The 17193-nt window shown below is 68.2% G+C and carries 14 protein-coding genes; 4 read left to right on the forward strand and 10 right to left on the reverse strand.

What is annotated here, in order from left to right; genetic code table 11:
- The coding region (locus tag VFG40_RS09450) for a hypothetical protein (RefSeq protein WP_324897100.1) at positions 1-601 on the forward strand (601 nt) is incomplete at its 5' end.
- Positions 602-886: 285 nt separating this feature from the next.
- Here VFG40_RS09450 and VFG40_RS09455 read toward each other — a convergent pair.
- From VFG40_RS09455 to VFG40_RS09465, 3 genes are all read right to left on the reverse strand, one after another.
- Positions 887-2092 (reverse strand): HD-GYP domain-containing protein, encoded by a 1206-nt coding sequence (locus VFG40_RS09455; protein WP_324897101.1) that lies wholly within the window; start codon positions 2090-2092, stop codon positions 887-889.
- A gap of 407 nt (positions 2093-2499) precedes the next feature.
- Positions 2500-3813, reverse strand: a complete 1314-nt coding sequence (locus VFG40_RS09460) for a PQQ-dependent sugar dehydrogenase (protein WP_414649280.1) — start codon at positions 3811-3813, stop codon at positions 2500-2502.
- Positions 3806-4249 carry a DUF2231 domain-containing protein gene (locus VFG40_RS09465; RefSeq protein ID WP_324897102.1) on the reverse strand — a complete coding sequence of 148 codons (444 nt, stop codon included), beginning with the start codon at positions 4247-4249 and terminating at the stop codon, positions 3806-3808. The genes VFG40_RS09460 and VFG40_RS09465 overlap by 8 nt, the downstream gene beginning before the upstream one ends.
- Before the next feature lie 377 nt (positions 4250-4626).
- Between VFG40_RS09465 and VFG40_RS09470 the strand changes: the two genes are divergently transcribed.
- Positions 4627-7548 (forward strand): ligand-binding sensor domain-containing diguanylate cyclase, encoded by a 2922-nt coding sequence (locus VFG40_RS09470; RefSeq protein WP_324897103.1) that lies wholly within the window; start codon positions 4627-4629, stop codon positions 7546-7548.
- Positions 7549-7576: 28 nt separating this feature from the next.
- On the opposite strand, the gene VFG40_RS09475 is transcribed toward VFG40_RS09470, so the two are convergent.
- A complete protein-coding gene (locus VFG40_RS09475; protein ID WP_324897104.1) occupies positions 7577-8899 on the reverse strand; it encodes an MFS transporter in 1323 nt (440 codons plus the stop codon).
- Positions 8900-9077: 178 nt separating this feature from the next.
- On the opposite strand from VFG40_RS09475, the gene VFG40_RS09480 reads away from it, so the two are divergent.
- Positions 9078-11024 carry a M61 family metallopeptidase gene (locus VFG40_RS09480; protein ID WP_324897105.1) on the forward strand — a complete coding sequence of 649 codons (1947 nt, stop codon included), beginning with the start codon at positions 9078-9080 and terminating at the stop codon, positions 11022-11024.
- 61 nt (positions 11025-11085) lie between these two features.
- On the opposite strand, the gene VFG40_RS09485 is transcribed toward VFG40_RS09480, so the two are convergent.
- The 5 genes from VFG40_RS09485 to VFG40_RS09505 form a co-directional block, all read right to left on the reverse strand.
- Positions 11086-11220 carry a hypothetical protein gene (locus VFG40_RS09485; protein ID WP_324897106.1) on the reverse strand — a complete coding sequence of 45 codons (135 nt, stop codon included), beginning with the start codon at positions 11218-11220 and terminating at the stop codon, positions 11086-11088.
- 255 nt (positions 11221-11475) lie between these two features.
- A complete protein-coding gene (locus VFG40_RS09490; protein WP_324897107.1) occupies positions 11476-13275 on the reverse strand; it encodes a tetratricopeptide repeat-containing diguanylate cyclase in 1800 nt (599 codons plus the stop codon).
- Positions 13276-13297: 22 nt separating this feature from the next.
- Complete coding sequence (locus tag VFG40_RS09495; RefSeq protein WP_324897108.1) at positions 13298-13582, reverse strand: hypothetical protein; 285 nt, start codon at positions 13580-13582, stop codon at positions 13298-13300.
- A gap of 75 nt (positions 13583-13657) precedes the next feature.
- Positions 13658-14500 (reverse strand): SAM-dependent methyltransferase, encoded by an 843-nt coding sequence (locus tag VFG40_RS09500; RefSeq protein WP_324897109.1) that lies wholly within the window; start codon positions 14498-14500, stop codon positions 13658-13660.
- Between the two features lie 126 nt (positions 14501-14626).
- Positions 14627-15172, reverse strand: a complete 546-nt coding sequence (locus VFG40_RS09505; protein ID WP_324897110.1) for a peroxiredoxin — start codon at positions 15170-15172, stop codon at positions 14627-14629.
- Positions 15173-15425: 253 nt separating this feature from the next.
- On the opposite strand from VFG40_RS09505, the gene VFG40_RS09510 reads away from it, so the two are divergent.
- Positions 15426-16241 (forward strand): polysaccharide deacetylase family protein, encoded by an 816-nt coding sequence (locus VFG40_RS09510; RefSeq protein WP_324897111.1) that lies wholly within the window; start codon positions 15426-15428, stop codon positions 16239-16241.
- Between the two features lie 27 nt (positions 16242-16268).
- On the opposite strand, the gene VFG40_RS09515 is transcribed toward VFG40_RS09510, so the two are convergent.
- Positions 16269-17180: a class I SAM-dependent methyltransferase gene (locus VFG40_RS09515; protein ID WP_324897112.1), complete on the reverse strand. Its 912-nt coding sequence runs from the start codon at positions 17178-17180 to the stop codon at positions 16269-16271.
- Positions 17181-17193: the final 13 nt, after the last annotated feature.

The raw sequence follows: 17193 nt of genomic DNA on the forward strand, positions 1-17193 counted from the left end.
CACTCGCTCCATGAGTGTCGGCTGCGGCTACTACCCGGCCAGCGTGGGCTACTACACCCCCACCAACCGGCTGAGCATCCTGTGGAGCAACAGCGCCAGCGACCTTTATCTGTGGGACGACCTTGACACGAAGGTGCGCGCATACCACTTGTCCGGCCTGCTGACCAAGCTCGGCGTGGGGTCACCCAGCCAGGCCAACATTTGGGCGTTTGGCGGCGGCTACGCCGGCAAGGGCTTGGGCATCGAATGGCTCGACGCATCCACCGGCGTCGGTTTCGGTGCATCGTTCGACCGCAGCTTCGGCGCCAACGGCCTGCAGAGCGGCGCAAGCACCTCCCTGCTCTGGGGCGGCAATGTCTCGATCGTCAATCCGGGAGCGGGTGGATATCTGATCAGAGGGGCGACGGTGAATGGGACCTCCCTCTACACCATCGATCAGTCCACAGTGTCCATAAGCAACGGTGGCCTGCTGAGTACGAACGGTGATGCAAGCCAGGCAGGAAGCGCTCCTAGCCCCACAGGGGGGCTCTATGACTATGTCGATGGCTGGTATGTCGTGGGCGCAACGGCCAACGGAGCTGCGCCGTTGCCCTGGAAGTAACTCGCCTCTCCGGCGCGATGGCCCTATCGCGCCGGAATTGGCATCAGGGCACGTCAGGGGTTTTTCTTTGGAGCGGAATGTCCGCGGTCAACCCATCACGGATCTCACCACCGCTGCCGGCACCACGCTGATTGGCATTGGGGACCGTTGACGCGCCGGTCGTTTGCTATCTCGTCCGCCTCCTCCGTCGAGCTACCGGCTCTGGCCCGGCATTGGAGACACTGGGCAGCGGCTCCTTGCCCGCCGCAGGAGCATGGGCGGCCCGGTTCCTGCTGGCGTCGGAATCTACTGCCGCAGCACGTTCGGAATGTGCAGGTCCCACGCGGTGGGATCTTCAATGCCCACGATGGTGTCGTCCGACTCCTGCAGATCCAGCACCACCGGGTCCAGGTCGTCGTTCGAAGGCAACGCGCGCAGCACGCGCACGATCGGATTGAGCGAACTGCTGTTGCCCTGCACCAGCACCACCGCGAGCCGCTCGGACGACAACCGCACCAGCGTGCCGGTGGGGTAGATGCCGATCAGCTTGACGAAGGCGTGGAAGATGTCGCGGTCGAAGTGGCCGTCCTGCCACTCGGCCATGCGCCGGATCGCCTCGGCCGGCTCCCAGCCGCGCTTGTACGGCCGGTCGGAGGTGATCGCGTCGTACACGTCGCAGATCGCGCCCATCCGGGCGGCGCGGCTGATTTCGGCGGCGGGCAGCTTGTCGGGATAGCCGCTGCCGTCGGTCTTTTCGTGATGGTGCAGGCACACATCCAGCGCCACCGCGCTGGCCGCCGACTCGCGGCTCAGGATGTCCCAGCCGATCTGCGGATGCAGGCGCACCGAGGCCATCTCCAGCGGGCTCAGCCGGCCCGGCTTGTTCAGCACCGCATCGGACACGCCGACCTTGCCGATGTCGTGCAGCAGCCCGCCCACGCCCAGCTCCTTCAGCTCGTCCCCGTCGATGCCCAGGCGGCGGCCGAGCGCCATCATCAGCGCCGAGACGGCCACCGAATGCAGGTAGGTGTAGTCGTCCTTTTTCTTCAGTCGCAGCACGCTGAGCATGGCCGCGGTGTTGCGGGTGATGGCGTTGTTGATCTCTTCCACGATGCCGGCGGCCGCGTCCATGCTCAGCGCCTTGCCCATGCGTGCATCGCCGAACATGGCCATGACCACGGCCTTGGCGCGGTCTCGGACGGCCTCGGCGTGGGCGATGTCGTCGCCGAATGCAGTGCGCGGGTGGGGTGGCAGTGCCGCCACGGCGGGTGCCGGCTCGAGCACTGCCGCGTTCGCCGCCACGGGCGCGGCAGCCGGCACGTCCAGGCCCCGGTCGGTATCGATCCACACCTCCTGGTTGCCCAGCGAGCGCAGCGTGGCCAGGGTCTTGGCGTCCTCGACCGCGAACGAACCTTTCCAGAACGGGTGGTCGAGCCACTTGCCGCAGATCTTGTGCACGTACATGCCCCGGGTGACCTGGGCGATGGTGATTTTCTTCAGCGGCGAGCTCATGGTGCTGTCGTGACGCCTCTCGTCGGTGCGTGCGGCCATCCGTCCCCGCTGTTCGTGTTGCCTCGCCCCGGACCGGTGCGGGCGCTCAGGTGCTGCCCGCATCGACGGGCGGCGCGCGCAATGCGTTCACTGTCATCGGCGGGGTGGGGCTGAACTTGAGCGGTCTCGAGCATGCCGTTTTGACGGGACGCCGCAAGCGGCGGCGCGGGTCCCGCAGCCGGCGGATAGCCGCCGGGGCCAGAGCCGCAATGTGCCAGGGAGCTTCGCTTGCTACGGCAATACGGCGAGGGCGTGCGACAGCCCGATCATGACAACCAGCACGCTGGAATGGGCGCAGACGGCGTCTGAGCGCGCCCGCAGGCACGGGTTACTGTCTGCCAGCGCCCCGAGGCGCTGGCGCGCGGTCGCTACGGCGTGGCGCTGGTAACGCGCCAGACGGTATTGCCCACGTCGTCGGCAATCAGGATGGCGCCGTCCTTGTCCTGTGCCAGCCCCACCGGCGCGCCGTACAACTGCTCCTCGTCATCCGAGTGGAAGCCCGTCACCACCGGCACCGGCTTGCCGACTGGCCTGCCGTCGCGGAAGGCCACGTGCACCACCTGGTATCCGCTCAGCGGCGAGCGGTCCCAGCTGCCGTGCTCGCTGACGAACGCACCGTGCTGGTAGGCCGGCGGCAGCGCGTTGGTCTCGGAAAACAGCAGGCCCAATGCAGCGACATGGGAGCCAAGCGCGTAGTCCGGCGCGATCGCCTTCTTCACCAGGTCCGGTCGCTGCGGCTTGACCCGGGTGTCCACGTGCTGGCCGTAGAAGCTGTAGGGCCAGCCATAGAACGCGCCTTCCTTCACCGAGGTGAGGTAGTCCGGCACCAGGTTGTCGCCGATCTCGTCGCGCTCGTTGGCGATCGCCCAGAGCGTGCCGGTCTGCGGCTCCCATTGCAGGCCGGTGGGGTTGCGGATGCCCGAGGCAAAGATGCGGCTTGCGCCGGAGGGCACCTCCACCTCCAGCACGTCGGCGCGCCGGTACTCCACCGCCATGCCGTTCTCGGTGATGTTGCTGTTGGAGCCCACGCCGACGTACAGCTTGCTGCCGTCGGGGCTGGCCAGCAGCGCCTTGGTCCAGTGGTGGTTGATGGTGCTGGGCAGGTCGGCAAAGTCGGTGGCCGGCGCGGTGATCTGCGTCTGCCCGGTGACGTAGGGAAAGCTCACGATGCCGTCGGTGTTGGCCACGTACAGCGTGTTGCCGATCAGCTGCACGCCGAAGGGCGAGTTCAGGTGTTCGACGAAGAGATGCTTGTCCCAGCCGCCGCTGGCATTCCTCCGCAGCAGGGTAATGCGGTTGCCGCCCTTGCCACCCTTGCCGGATAGGTTCTTCACCTTGCCGGCGATCAGCTGCTTGGGTGTGGTTACCGGTTCGGTACCCGGCCCGTTGGCCTCGACCACCAGCACGTCGTCGTTGGGCAGCACGTAGAGCTGGCGCGGATGCATCAGGCCATCGGCGATCTTCTCGATGTGCAGGCCAGCGGCGACTTTCGGCGTCTGCCCCTGCTTCCAGCGGACCCCGTTCGGAACCTTCATCGGCGGCACGAGGAAATCCTTCGGCTGGGGCAGCGGCGGCGTCTGGCCGGCCTGCTCCACGGGGCTCATCGATGGCTTGTCGCTGCAGCCGCCCAGGACGGCCGCGAGCGTGAGTGCAAGTGCGCCGCGGCGCAGGAACTTATTCATGGACAACACTCCGCGGGGTGGAAAGATCGACGGCCAGCACGACCCGGCCGATGGCCAGCAGCAGCACCGTGCACGCTGACAGCCACACCCCGGCCGGCACCACGCCATAGGCATCGCGGCTGTGCACCAGCGCATTGAAGATCGCCGCGATGATCGCCAGCAGGTTGAGCCAGAAGTCGACGTACTCGCCTCGCGGCGTGATTCGTCGGGAGGTGATCCACACCTGCACCAGGTTCACCACGCGCGGCACGATGGCGAACAGCAGGCCGATCACGATCAGCCACGACGACGCCTTGGTCCAGAGGATGGTGGCGGTGTTCACATAGAGGATGTCGAAGATCAGCGCGGCGACGAAGCAGCCGAACGGGATCGGATTCAGCAGGCCGTAAACGGCATTGGCCACCGCGGAGCGGCGGGGGTCGGCTCGATAGCTCATGGGCGGCAATCTCGATGAGGGGAGGCAGGACGGCGCCAATGCGCGGGGTGACCGGAGGGGCCGTCAACACGACCCACGCTAGTGGCGGTGATGTCCATGGCGCGTCAGCGGCAGGTGGTCGTGGCCTGGCGGCGAGACGTTCCCGAGCCCGGTGCCGCTCCACCGCGGCTGCCGCGCCGGTCATGGCGCCGGCAGCGGGCGGTCGCGAACCGGGCACGAGGGCGCCGCGGCGCTAGGTGGCAACCGCCCTTCGTGTCAAAGTATTCGTTGGGGCGTGGGGTGAGACAGCGATGAGCACAGTACGGGTGCCGGACGGGGGTAGGGCGCGCTTGCGCGCGTATTTGCGCGCGCGCCGCCCGGGGCTGCGAAGCATCCTGATGACCCTCGCGCTCGCGCTGATCGGCCTGCCGGGTGCGCACGCATTGCCGCTGGCGGACCGGTTCGTGGAGGTATGGACCACGCGTGACGGGCTGCCGCACAGCACCGTGCACGGCATCGGCCAGACTCCCGACGGGTTTCTCTGGCTGGCCACGTGGGAGGGGCTGGTCCGGTACGACGGCCACGACTTCCACCTCTATCGCCGCAGCGACATCCCGGGCCTGCTCGACGACGGCGTGCGCGCTCTGCACATCGGCGCCAGCGGCGACCTGTGGGCGGGCAGCGCCCGCGGCGGCATCGTGCGCTGGCACGCTGGCCACTGGCGCGCACTGGCGCCCGTGCACAGCCTGGTCACCGATCTCCTCGATGCCGGTGACGGCACCCTGTGGGTGGCTACCCTGCACGATGGCGTGGTGCGCATCGACGGCGCGGGCCGGCGCAGCGCCATCACCGTGGCAGACGGCCTGCCTGGCGAGACGGTCAATGCGCTCGCCCGCGACAGCGCCGGCCAGATCTGGGCCGGCACCAGTCAGGGGCTGGTGCGGATCGAGGGCGCACTGGCGCGGCCCGAGGGCGTCGGCAGTCTGCCGGCGGGCCCGGTGTTCTCGCTCAAGGCGATGCCCGACGGGCGGCTGCTGGTAGGCACCGAGCACGGCGCCTATGTCGGTGGTGCGCGCGGCTTTTCTTCGCTGCACCCGGCGCTGGCCGCGTTCGCGATCACCCGCCTGTGGCGCGACGCCGATGGCAGCGTGTGGGCGGGCACCAACAGCAACGGCCTGGCTCGGGTCGTTGGTGACCGGCTGGAATGGCTCGACACGGGCAAAGGGTTGCCGAACAACCGCGTGCTGGCGCTGCAACGCGACCGCGAGGGCAGCCTGTGGGTGGGCACCAACGGCGGCCTGGCGCGCGTGCGCGTGGCGCCGATCCACACCTATACCCGCGCCGACGGCCTGGCCGACGACTTCGTCCGCACCACCCTGGTGGACCGTGCGGGGCAGCTGTGGATCGGCAGCGGCCAGGGGCTGGACCGGCTCGATCCGCGCACCGGCGCCATGGGCCGCGTCGACCTCGGCGCCCGGCTGGCCGATGTCTCAGTGCTGTCGCTGGCGCAGGACGCCGGTGGCGACGTGCTGGCGGGCACCTTCCACGATGGCCTGCTGCGCCTGCATGAGGGGCGCCTGGTGGCCACGCTCACGATGCGCGACGGCCTGCCGGCCAACGAAGTGCGGGCGATCCTGCCGGCGCGCGACGGCCGGCTGTGGATCGCCACCAAGCAGGGCCTGGTACTGCGCGACGGCACCCGCAGCCGCACCTACACGACGCGCGACGGGCTGCCGTCGGACTTCGTCCAGGCGCTCTACGAGGACTCTGACGGCACGGTCTGGGCGGGCACCGCGGCTGGCGCGGTGCGCTTCGTGCGCGATGTGCCGCGGGCGGTCGACATGGGGCGCAGCGATGCGCTGTATGTCTACGGGTTTCTGCCGTCGGTGGATCGCCAGGCGCTGTGGCTGGCCACCGACCGCGGGCTGGTGCGGGTGCCGCGGCAGGGCGACGGCCCGGCCGTGCCGGTGGGGCGCGAACAAGGGCTGCCGTTCGAGAAGATCTTCAGCATCGTTGCCGACCCGCACGGGCGCCTGTGGCTCACCGGCAACGAAGGCGTGGTCGGGCTGCGACTGGCCGACATCGAGGCGGTTGCGGCCGGCCGCAGCGCCTCGGTGGAGGCGCGGCTTTATGGCCGCGCCGACGGCATGGTTTCGGCGCAGGCCAACGGCGGCTCGATGCCCGCGGCCAGCCTTGATGGCGATGGCCACCTGTGGGTGGCGACCGCGCAGGGCGTGGCCAGGCTCGATCCGACGACCCCGGTGTACCCGCCCGTCCCGCTGCCGGGAGTGAGCGTGGAAAGCGTGGAGGTGGATGGACGCGCGGTGGATCCGGCCGTGTCACCGTTACTGCCGCCGGGCGAGCACCGCATCGTGGTGCGTTTCGTCGATCCGGCGCTGCTCAGTGCGCCGCGGGTGCGCTATCGCTACCGGCTAGGCGGCGCGGGTGCATCGTGGATAGAACTCGGCACCAGCCGCGAGGTGCAGCTCACCCACCTCGACCCGGGCCGTTTCACGCTGGAACTGCAGGCCTGGCTGCCCGGCGAGCCGGGCCGCTCCAGCACCCGGTTTGCCTTCACCCTGCAGGCGCACTGGTGGCAGCGGCCCTGGGTGTGGGGAGCGCTGCTGGCCGCGCTCGCGCTGATGATATATGCCGCGTTCCGCATACGTGTGCGCCAGTTGCGGCGCAGCGAGCGCCGGCTGCGCGCACAGGTGGAAGAGCGCACGGCCGAGCTGCAGGTGCAGACGCAGATCGCCGAGCAACTGGCGCGCACCGACACCCTGACCCTGCTAGCCAACCGCCGCGCCGTCGACCAGGCGCTGGCCGCCCATGCACAGCCCGGCCGCGAGCCGGACCCGGTAAGCCTGATCCTGCTCGACGTGGATGGCTTCAAGCCGATCAACGACCAGTTCGGACATGCGGCCGGCGACATCGGCCTGCGCCACGTGGCGGAAGTGCTGCGCGAACATGCGCCGCATCCGCATCTGGCGGCGCGCTGGGGCGGCGACGAGTTCGCGGTGCTGCTCGATCAGTGCGATCTGGCACAGGCCGTGGCGTTGGCCGAGGCGATCCGCGCGGCGGTGCAGGCGATCGACTGCAGCGCATTCGCGCCGGGCATCACCATCACCGCCAGCCTCGGCGTGGCGTGCGCCGAGCCGCAGCGGGGCGATCGGTCGCTGGCCACGCTGGTCGCGCGGGCCGATCGTGCCGTCTACCAGGCCAAGCACGAGGGCCGCAACCGGGTGCGCGCGGCGGCGCCACTGGCAAGCCCGGAGGCCTCACACGACCTGCCGGCGAACCCGCGGGCGATCGACGCCTGAGCGCCGCCGCCGGGGCGCGCCGTGCGGCTCAGCGAGCCAGATCCGCAGCGCCTTGATCGTCGCTGGAGCGCCCTCCGGGCGTGGGCCGGGTCTCCGGCATGCGCAGGAACACCGGCAGCACCGCAAGCGCCACCACCGCGATCATGGCGCCGGGTACCGAGCGCCAGCCGGTCTGCCCGACCAGCAGTTCTGCCAGGAACGGGGTCAGCCCGCCGAAGATCGCGGTAGCCATGGTGACTCCCAGCGCCAGCCCGCTGAGGCGTCCCTCGCCGGGAAACTGTTCGGCCGTGGCGGGCGCGCCGACCGCGCTGACGCCGCCGGCCAGGCACGCCAGCACGAGCGCACCCACGCCGATGCCCAGCCCGCCGCCCCGCGCCATCAGGCCGAACATCGCCAGCGGCAGCAGCACGGCGGCGACCGCCAGCCAGACCAGCAGCACCTTGCGCCCGGTGCGGTCCGACAGCGCGCCGGCCAGCGGCGTCACCAGGATCACCGCCACCGCGGCCAGCGTCGACATCCACAACGAGCGCCCCTCGGCGAGGATGCCGGCCGAGCTCAGGAACGCCGGCACGTAGGTGATGCCCACGTAGTAGGTGATCGAGCCCAGCGCGGAGATCGCGAAGGTGCGCGCCAGCGCCGGGCGGTGGTGGGTGAGCGTGTATCGCAGCGGTGCCTCCGGCACGCTCTGGCGCTCCAGCTGGCGCAGGAACTCCGGCGATTCTTCCATGGTGGAACGGGCCAGCCATACGCCCCCGGCCAGCGCCGCACCAACAAAGAACGGAATACGCCAACCCCAGGCGTCCAGGTGCGCTGCGCTGAGGGCGCCAACGGTGAGCGCAGAGATCGCCACTGCCAGCAACGCACCGACTTCGCTGGCCGCCGAGGCCAGCGAGGTGATCAGGCCGCGCCGCTCCGCCCGCGCCCCTTCGAGCAGATAGGCCACCACGCCGGTGTACTCGCCGCCGACCGAAAACGCCATGAAGCAGCGCAACACCATCAGCAGCACGCCGGCGGCCGGACCGATCGTGGCGAAATCGGGCAGCAGCGCCGTGGCCAGCATCGCCAGCGTCATCAACATCATCGAGAACAGCAGCGTGCGCTGACGCCCGATGCGGTCGCCGATATGGCCAAACACCACAGCGCCGAGCGGACGCATGGCGTAGGAGATGGCGAAGCCACCCAGCGTCGCCAGCAGCGAATGCGCGCCGCCGCCGAAGAACACCCGCGAGAGCACGGTGGCGAAGTACAGGTACAGGGTGAAGTCGTACCACTCCACCACCGTCGACAGCGCGGCGACCGCCATCGAGGTGCGGGAGATCTCGGGAGTGTGCGCGGTGTCGCTCGAACTCATGCGGCAGAAGGTCCGTCAGCGTGCGGACGCCCATCCTAGCGAGTTCGCACCGCCAGGTCGGTCCGCTGCGCAGGCCGCTGTCCTGCGTTGCACCTGCCGAGCTTGCCCATGCGGGCGCTCTGCCGGCGAGGGTTCCCGGTGCTAAGTTGACGGTTTCCACAATCAGCCGGAGCCCGCCATGTCCCGTGATCCCTTGCCCAAGCGGCCGCTCACCCTGTGCCTGCGCGCATCCGTGGCACTGGCGTTGACGTTTGGCTTTGCGACCGCGGCGGCAGCACGCGGCAACGACGGCGCACAGGTGCCGCCGCCGCGGGATGCGGCCTACCCGGGCAAGTTGACCCTGCACGTGGACGCCAGCGATACCGGGCAGGGCATCTACCGTGTGCACGAGACGATTCCCGTGCAGCCGGGCGCACTGACCCTGCTTTATCCGCAGTGGATACCGGGCGACCACTCGCCCACCGGGCCCGTCGCCATGCTCGCCGGCCTCACCGTGCGCGCCGGCGGCAAGCCGCTGCGCTGGCACCGCGACGCGTACGACGTCTACGCGTTCCACCTCGACGTGCCCGCCGGCGTGACGCAGCTGGACGTGGACTTCCAGTACCTGTCCGATCGCCGCGGCGGCTTCGAGATGACCGACCGCATGCTCGACCTGGAGTGGAACAAGGTGGCGCTGTATCCGGCCGGGTATTTCTCACGCGGCGTCACCGTGCAGCCCAGCGTGACGCTGCCGGCCGGCTGGCAGTTCGGCACGGCGCTGGAGCCGGTCGCCGCATCCGGTGGCCACACCACCTTCAAGCCGGTGCCGTTCAACACGCTGATCGATTCGCCGATCTACGCCGGCCGCTACTTCAAGCGGGTGGACCTCACGCCGCCCGGCGGCGCACCGGTGCACCTGGACGTGGTGGCCGATGCACCGAAGTATCTGCAGATGACGCCGGAGCAGGTGAGTGCGCATCGCAATCTGGTGCAGCAGGCGACCACGCTGTTCGGCTCGCACCACTACGACCATTACGACTTCCTGTTCTCGCTGTCGGACCAGCTCGGCGGCAACGGCCTGGAGCACCATCAGTCGAGCGAGAACGGCCTGGGCGCCGACTACTTCACCGCATGGAAAGATGCCGCGCCGGGGCGCGATCTGCTGGCGCACGAGTACGCCCATTCGTGGAACGGCAAGTTCCGCCGCGGGGCCGATCTCGCCACGCCCAACTTCAACGTGCCGATGGGCGATTCGCTGCTGTGGGTGTACGAGGGCCAGACGCAGTACTGGGGCTACGTGCTGACCGCGCGTGCCGGCCTGTGGAGCGCCCAGCAGTTCCGCGATGCGCTGGCGATGGTTGCCGCCAACTACGACCGCAATCGCGAAGGCTTCCAGTGGCGCACGCTGGAGGACACCACCAACGACGCCACTGCCGCACGCCGCGCTTCGCTGCCGTATCGCAGCTGGCAGATGAGCGAGGAGTACTACAGCGCCGGCCAGATGATGTGGCTGGAGGTGGATGCCAAGATCCGCGCGCTGACCGGCGACCGCAAGTCGCTGGACGACTTTGCCAAGGCGTTTTTCGGCATCGACAACGGCAGCTACGTCACCCGCCCCTACACCTTCGACGAGGTGGTCGCCGCGCTGAATGGCGTGGCGAGCTACGACTGGGCCAGCTTCCTGCACCAGCACGTGGACACGCTCGATCCGCCGCTGCTCGACGGGCTGCAGGGCACCGGCTGGAAGCTCGTGTACACCGACCAGCCGAGCGACTTCGAGCAGCAGTACAACAGCCGGCCCGAGTCGCCGCGGCACCTGTACAACTTCACCTGGTCGATCGGCCTGACCATGGGCCAGGACGGCGAGATCAACGACGTGCGCTGGAACGGCCCGGCGTTCAAGGCGGGCGTCAGCACCGGCGCCACGATCGTGGCGGTGAACGGGCAGGACTACAGCGACGAGGTGCTCAAGCAGGCGATCGGCGCAGCAAAGAAAGACACTGCACCGGTGAACCTGCTGCTCAAGTACCAGGGCGGCTTCCGCACGGTGGCCGTGGACTACCACGGCGGCCTGCAGTATCCGCACCTGCAACGGGTGCCGGGCACGCCGGACTATCTGAGCGAGATCATCGCGGCCCGGCACTGACGCGCCGCGGACGGCTGGCGCCCGCCCGCGACCGGGCGGGTGAGGCCGGGGCGGGCCTCGATCAGGCGCTGGCGGATTCCTTCATCATGTCGCCATGGGGCACCACGCGATTGCGGCCGTCCCGCTTTGCCTGATAGAGCGCGGCGTCGGCGTCGGCGTCGGCGCGCTCGCGCGAAACGGGCGGCAGGCCAGCCATAGCACCGCGACCAGCGCTGCAAACGACCACAAGGGGCCCCTGACGATCACCACCGCGGCGCCTCGTGCTTACATCGGGATCCGCTGCCACCGCCTGGCGACCGCGGCAAACAGAGCCGCGGCATCGCTCTCGACGGGGCTGCATGGTCTTCGTGGCCCACCTCATTGCTGGCTTGTGCATGAAACGTCTGTCGGGAGCGTGCGGACGCCGCGCCAGAAGATTCAGGGCGAGACGCGTCGCGCCCCGGGGCAGCAATCAAGCGAGCGCGAACTCACTGTCCTCGGCATCCGTCATTACGCGATTACGTCCCGCCCGTTTGGCCCTGTAGAGCGCCGCGTCCGCATCCATGCAGAGGTGCTGCAGCCCAAAGCCGGAGCGGCTGGTACAGGCAAGGCCCACGCTGGCAGAAATCCAGATGGTTTTACCATCGCGTTCGATGGGAGTTTCGCCAATGGCCTTCCTTAGGCAGTGAGCGATCTCCAGCGCCTGCTCGCGGGAGCACTCCTGCAACAGAACGCCGAACTCCTCCCCGCCCAGGCGCCCGAAAAGGTCGCTCGCGCGCAGCTGCAGCTGGCAGATGCGCACGGCTTGCTTTAGGACCTCGTCGCCCATGGCGTGCCCGTAGGAGTCGTTCACCTGCTTGAAGTGGTCCAGGTCGATCGAGACCAGGCTCAGATCGAATCCCTTTTTCTCGGCCAGGCGCAGCAGTCGTTCGGCCTCTCCCATGAAACGCTGATGGTTGAGGATGCCGGTGAGGCCGTCGTGGTTGGCAAGCTTCTTGAATCGCATCTGCAGACGCATGCTGCGCACCAGCCAGAGTGCGATCACCGCGACGAGGATAATCAGCAGCGTGATGTAGAGGCGACTCGTCTCGGCTGCCTTGGCATCCAGCGCCTGCTGCAGGGTGAGAATGCTGTTCTGCTTGCTCAGCTCTTCGGTCTCGAGTTTGCGGGTCAGGACCTGCTGTTGCACGGTCTGGTACGCCATGGCTTGCGCGGCAGCGTCGTCGACCGCGCTCTTTTGTTGCGCCACGTAGTGCTCGTAGTAGTTCAGCGCCGACGCAGCGTCTCCGTCACGCTTGGCGATCCTGTAGAGCAGCAGGTCGGCTTCGGCGAGAAAGTTGTCGACGTCGTTCGGGGCGGCCATGGCCAAGGCGGCGAGGGCAGTACGCTTGGCGTCGTCGTCCCTGCCCAGTTGTTCGTAGGCCTGTGCCCTCTGTACCTGCGCCGAGAGGATGTGCGGGTAGTACTGGTTGCTCCGGATCTGCGGAGTGATTCGATCCACGAGGGCGAGCGCCTGCGCGGGACGCTTTTCCTCGAGTAAAAGCGTGCTCAGGATCAGTTCGGCCGCCGCCTTGACGATAGGTTGCTTGGCCTCTCCGCAAATCGCTATGGCCTGCTTCAGGTCATTGTCAGACGAGTGCAGGGCCTTCGCGCTGTAACGAATGGCCAACAGGGCAACGCGTGGGGTGCAAAGACTGGCGCCCGCAGGCGCAGACTTCTCCATCATCTTTGCGTACTGGATTGCCAGATCAGTTTGTCCGGCGAGATTCAGCATCTGGGACAGGTAGCTGAGCACCTGAAAGCGCACTGGTCGGTCCTGAATCTGCGGGAGTTCGGCCGTGAGCTGGTGGGCGATCGTGAAAGCCTTCAGGTAGCTACGCTGAATGGCCAGGTTGTGCATGAGCAGCGCCGAGGCCTTAGTGACCAAGAGTGGGTCGTCCGCGTGGTCGATCACCTGTTGCAGCACATCGTCGGCGCGGGCATAGCTGCCCTGGAGCGAGGCTTCAAGCGCGTCCAGATAGCGCAGCTTCCAGCGCAGCGCTGGGCTCAGCGCAGGCGCCTCGCGGTGGATCTGCGCCAGCCGGCGCGAGAACTCGGCGTGATTGCTTACGCGGACTTTCTCGATCTGGTCGAGAAAGTCGGCCGGATCTTTAATGGTGAGCGCCTCATTAGTACGATCGGGAAAGGCAAGAACAGGGCCCTGCATCCCGAGGAGCAGGCACGCGGTCAGGCTCGCCAGTGCGAGCAGTGACCGTGCGCCTGCCCTGCTCATCGGATCGGCTCCACCAAGTTGATCAGTGCTTCAGGGTCTTGACGGGCGGCGCTTCGCGCGCGGGGATTTCCTCCTCTTCCTCCTGCTCCTCTTCCTCATGCGCCGGCGTGTTGAACACCTGGGGCGCCTGATTCATGCGAGAGCCCAGTTCGGCAGACAACAAAGCACGATCGTCGGCAGCCACCGCTGCCCTCAAAGCCGCCGATGCGCCGGCGTGCTCAAGAGCGGCAGTGAGTTCGTCTTTGGCGGCATGACGCAAGGAGGCGTTCTTGCCGATGGAGTCCAGCAGTTCGATCGTATCCGACATGTTTTCTTTCCCCTGTAAGTGCGTGATTCTCGCGTGTTCGACCGACGAAACTGCGACGGCCTAAGCGCGACGCCGTCACGTTGCGGCGGAAATGGCATCAAGCGCTGCGAGACGCTTCCGAATCGCGGCATTCTGCTTCAAAGGCTCGGCCGGGGGCAGTACTACGGTCTCCTCCGCGGTCAGTTCGACCTGCGGCAGGTCCCCGAGCAGTAGGTGCCTGATTCGTGGCCGCTCAATGGGCAGCGTGGCGGCACGGTAGACAATTACCCCATGGCTCAGCGGATAGTCCTCACTCAACAGGTCCACGAGCACCTGCCGGTATGCCGGGCCGGTGCTGAACTTCTTGAGTGACAAGTCTCCGACAAGCCCCACCTGCCACAACATCAGGTACCCGCTGGCGTCGATGCGGCGCTTGTAGAACAGCAGCTGGCTCGCCTCGAAGTGCTGGCAGCCGAAGCGGCCGGGATCGATGCCCAGGTCGGCGTACAGGCAGTCCTCGGCCGAGATGCCCGGCTCCATGTGCGCCTGGAAGCCTTCCGCCCGTGCCACCTCGATGATCTTGTGGGGCGACCACGCAAAGACCCCGGGGTGGCCATAGAACACGCCGCAGACCTTCTTGCCCGCGCGCACCTCGGCCATCATGACGTCCACCCATTCGCGGTAAGTGGTCAACCGCGATTTGCCCTCGGCGTAATAGCCTTGCAGGCTGCGCACGTCCGGGTGCATGCGTTCCAGCCACATCTCGACGATGCCGTCGGAGAGGGCGGCAAAGACCACGTCAGCCTGCTCGATCTGGCTGCGTGCGAGCGGCGTGAGGTGGGAGCCCAGGGTCATGCCGAGGCCTACGCATGCAATGCGCCCCCGCGCGGGGGGCGCAGCGGGGGCGGGGGCGTCGGGCGATCCGGTCGTAGCGGTCATCACGCGATCTTAAGGTGAATCGGGGGTGGATGTCCCCGTGTGTGCACGACTTCACAACATGGATCCAAAAAAAAGGGCGGCGCACCGTTTCCGGCGCGCCGCCCAGGCCGCAACGGCCGGGCCTGCTTACTTCTCTAGCGCCTTCACCGCGGCCAGGGTCTCCTCGACGTGCTTGGTCGGGCTGAGATCCGAATAGACGTGGGTGATCTTGCCGGACGGAGCGATCACGTACGAGGTGCGGTCGGACCAGCCCGGCCGCATCATCAGCGTGGCGTCGTACTGCTTGGCGATCTTGGCGCCCTTGTCGGCGGCGACCGGGAACTTGCCGCCGCAGTGCTCGGTTTCCTTGGAGAAGTCTGCCAGTTCGTCCAGGTTGCCGGCGGTGACGCCGATCACCGTGGCGTGCAGCGCCTTGAACTGGTCGATGGCCTCGGAAAACAGGTGTGCCTCGACGTTGCAGCCGGACGTGTGCGGGGCGGGAAAGAAGTACACCACCACCGGGCCCTTCTTCAGCGCGTCGGCGAGGTTGAAGTTGAAGGCGTTGCCGGCGAGATAGGCCGGCGCGGTGAAGTCGGGCGCCTTGGTGCCTTCCTTGAGTGCGGCAAAGGCGGGCGAGGCCAGGGTGGCGGCACCGGCGAACGCGAGTGCAGCGAGCTTCATCGAAATCTTCATGGGCAGGTTCCTGGGTGGCGGATCAGCAGCAAGCTTATACGCCCCACGTGCCCGAACGGATGCCTGGCCCATGCCGCTGCGCGCGATACGTCCGCGATGCCGCGGGGGCAGGCGCCGCCGCAGGCCTGCCCGGCGGCTGGTCCGCGCGAGCGCTGGCACCAGCCCATGCGGTGGGAGAGCGTGGCCGGGTGCGGGCGCTTGAGCTGGCAGCGCCAGCAGCGCAGGATCCGGGTTCGGACCCGGAGGACGATCGATGAGACATCTGCTCGTGGCGGTGGTGCTGGCCTCCTTGTTGGCCGCTCCGACGGCGCACGCTACCCAGTGGCCGAACGGCGCGCGGGCGGCGGTCGTGTTGACCTACGACGACGCGCTGAGCTCCCAGCTTGACCACGTCGTGCCGGTGCTGAACCGGGCCGGTTTCAGCGGCACGTTCTTCCTGTCCAACGTGAAGCGGGCCGACGTGGCGCGATGGCGACAGGCCGCCGCGCAAGGGCATGAGCTGGCCAACCACACCGTTTTCCACGCCTGCGCCGCGGCGCAGTTCCCGGCCGACCCACGCTACACCACCGAGGCCTACACGCCTGCCAGCATGCTCACCGAGATCGAGCAGCAGAACGTGTTGCTTACCGCCATCGACGGGCGTGCGAGGCACGGTTTCGGCACCCCTTGCGGCAAGACCCTCGCCGGTGGCGTCGACTACCTGCCGGCACTGCGCAAGGCGGGACTGGTGAGCTACGTGCGGGCGCCGCTCGATTCGCTCGACGATCTGGGCGCAGACGTGTCGCGGATCGATCCGATGCACGTGCCATCCAGCGACTTCCCGGACGGCGTGCAGCGCAGGCCGCTGATCGCGTTCGTGCAGCGGGCGGTGGCCGGCGGCGGCATGGCCGTGCTGGTGTTTCACGGCGTAGGTGCGGACTACCTGCAGGTATCGGACGCCGAGCACCAGGCACTGATCGACTGGCTGATCGCGCATCGTCATGAGGTCTGGGTGACTACCCTGCAGGACGCGCTGGACTGGGCGGCGAGCCATCCGGGTGTGCCGCGACCGGCGTCCTCCAGCAGGTGAAGCCGCCCGCGGCGGACCGCGGCATGACTATCGACGCGCCGTGTTGCGCCTCGTACCGAACACGCCGTCCAGCGCCAGTTCCGCAGCAAAGCCCGCCTTGGCCAACCGCTTTGCCACCTCGCGCGGCACATCGCGGCCGCTGGTGAGCTTGTTCGGGCTGCCGGTGTAGTGGAACAGCCGCCCGCCGGGACGCAGCACGCGGGCCAGCTGGTCGTAAAAGGCCTGCGAGTAAAGCTCGCCGGCGATGCCGAAGCGCGGCGGATCATGCAGCAAGGCGTCCACCGACGCATCGCCGAGTTGCCCGATCGCCTCGGACACATCGGCGTGGGCAAGGCGCAGGCGACCGCCGTGCTCCGGCGCTTGCGGATCCGGCGACCACGGGTTGAGTGTGCGCAGCCACAGCACGTCGCCGTTCTTCTCGAACGACTCGATACATGCCGCGCCGGCTTCCAGGCAGCAGGCGGCGAAGTAACCGAGCCCGCCGCAGGTGTCGAGCACCCACTTCCCCCGCGGCTCGATCAGCGCCACCTTGCGGCGCGCATCCTCGAACGGTGACGCCTGCGCCGTGGGCAGCATCTTGATGCCGTCGATCTCGAAGGTCGGTGCGCCCCATTCGGTGGGCACCAGCTTGATCAGCGAGCCGGAAAAACGCGACGCGGGGGCGAATTCCTCGCCGTCCCACCAGTAGATCGTGCGCTCCTTGAGCTTGCCCGGGTAGGCGTAGTGCCGGCCGCGCCACAGCCACCCGTCGGCCTGGAGCAGGGCCTCGTCGGTGGAGCGGCCCAGATCCAGCGAGCCCCGCCACGCGGCGTCGCCACGAGCGACGGCGCCGAGCAGCGCCGTGCCGGTATCGCGGGTCAGCAGGGGGCCGGTGTAATGCGCCAAGAAAAAGCTCCGCAGCCGTGGGCCGGCCGGTGGTGATCCGGAAGGGGCCGGCATGTTACCGCACGGC

The sequence above is a fragment of the Dyella sp. genome (assembly GCF_035685805.1).
Classification (GTDB): domain Bacteria; phylum Pseudomonadota; class Gammaproteobacteria; order Xanthomonadales; family Rhodanobacteraceae; genus Dyella_A.